This is a genomic window from Alysiella crassa DSM 2578 (genome assembly GCF_000745955.1).
In the GTDB taxonomy this organism is placed as follows: domain Bacteria; phylum Pseudomonadota; class Gammaproteobacteria; order Burkholderiales; family Neisseriaceae; genus Simonsiella; species Simonsiella crassa.
Genome location: NZ_JQKH01000156.1, coordinates 1 through 1,218, shown reverse-complemented (window position 1 = coordinate 1,218; position 1,218 = coordinate 1). Strand labels below are relative to the sequence as shown.

Here is a 1,218-nt window from a genome sequence, read left to right as displayed (position 1 = left end):
ATAGGAACAAAGCCATGAGCCAACTCCAAACCTATCCGAAACAACCCACGTCCATGCAAAGCAGTTATGCATTGGCAAGACGAGCCGAGCAAAATTACCGCGATATGATTAACCAACAATTAATTCATTCGCTAGAACGCATGGCAAACCCAAACTACCAAGCCCAAGATATGCCCAATGATTTCCATGCTTCGGTTTTGAACAGAATTGCCCAACAAATGGAACAAGCTGATGTACAAGATACAATTTGACCCATTCTATGAACTGGAATTGGAGCAAATCCTGATTAGCATTATTACTGATTACACAATGGATTACGCTCAAAAGATTGTGCAACAGCTTGACCAAACGATTGTACAACTGCAAACATTTCCTAAAATGTATGCGGTTTATGCCGATGTGCCTTTGTACCGAAAATTCACGGTCGCTCAAAAATACACCGTGTTTTACACGGTAGATGATGAAGAACAAGTGATTACCATCGTTCATATCTTTCCGTCTATGCGTGATTTACCGAGTTTATTGAACTAATCCATTTTCAATCAATCGCTATGGCAAAAAACATCATCTTCGGCTACGCCCGCGTCAGCACCACCGACCAAAATTTGGACAGCCAAAAGGCTCTGCTGATTAAGGCTGGCTGCGAACAAATTTTAGAAGAATCCATCTCTGGCAAAGACACAGACCGCCCCGAACTGATTAAATTGCGCCAAATGGTGCGCGATGGCGACACCGTGATTGTTACCAGTTTAGATAGATTGGGGCGCAGTCTGACCGACTTGGTTCAAATCGTAAATGAGTTTAAAGACAAAGGTGTGATTTTCAAAAGCCTACGCGAGAGCATTGATGTCAGTTCTGCAGTCGGCAAAATGCAGTTTCAAATGTTTGCCATCTTTGCCGAATTTGAACGTGAGCTGATTCGTGAGCGTACCAAAGCGGGCTTAATGGCAGCCCGAGCCAGAGGCAGAAAAGGCGGACGAAAATCTGTTTTCACAGAAAAGGAAGCACAAAAAATCAGAGAGTTGTACGATAAAGGCATTACCGCCAAAGACATAGCCAAAATGCACAATGTTACGCCTAAAACCATTTATGCGTATTTAAAGAAAACAAAAAAACAAGAAAAATAATTTTCATGTTTAAAAGCAAGCTGCGTTAAAAGCAAGCTGCGTTAAAAGCAAGCTGCGTTAAAAGCAAGCTGCGTTAAAAGCAAGCTGCGTT

The 1,218-nt window shown here is 42.2% G+C and carries 3 protein-coding genes; all 3 read left to right on the top strand.

Annotated elements, in window-relative coordinates; translation table 11 throughout:
• Nucleotides 1-14: 14 nt before the first annotated feature.
• From Q338_RS12520 to Q338_RS12510, 3 genes are read left to right on the top strand one after another with little or no spacing between them, the layout of a single operon-like run.
• Nucleotides 15-251 carry a hypothetical protein gene (locus Q338_RS12520; protein ID WP_034296110.1) on the top strand — a complete coding sequence of 79 codons (237 nt, stop codon included), beginning with the start codon at nucleotides 15-17 and terminating at the stop codon, nucleotides 249-251.
• Nucleotides 232-531, top strand: coding sequence for a type II toxin-antitoxin system RelE/ParE family toxin (locus tag Q338_RS12515; protein WP_034296108.1), 300 nt, complete (start codon nucleotides 232-234; stop codon nucleotides 529-531). The genes Q338_RS12520 and Q338_RS12515 overlap by 20 nt, the downstream gene beginning before the upstream one ends.
• 20 nt (nucleotides 532-551) lie before the next feature.
• The gene (locus Q338_RS12510; protein WP_034296105.1) at nucleotides 552-1,127 is read left to right on the top strand and encodes a recombinase family protein; all 576 of its coding nucleotides are present in this window, start codon (nucleotides 552-554) and stop codon (nucleotides 1,125-1,127) included.
• The last annotated feature ends 91 nt before the right edge of the window (nucleotides 1,128-1,218 follow it).

What these genes read in the sequence shown, in the direction of transcription:
- Q338_RS12520 (WP_034296110.1), top strand. Translation starts at nt 15, where the DNA reads ATGAGCCAACTCCAAACCTATCCGAAACAACCCACGTCCATGCAAAGC.
- Q338_RS12515 (WP_034296108.1), top strand. Translation starts at nt 232, where the DNA reads ATGTACAAGATACAATTTGACCCATTCTATGAACTGGAATTGGAGCAA.
- Q338_RS12510 (WP_034296105.1), top strand. Translation starts at nt 552, where the DNA reads ATGGCAAAAAACATCATCTTCGGCTACGCCCGCGTCAGCACCACCGAC.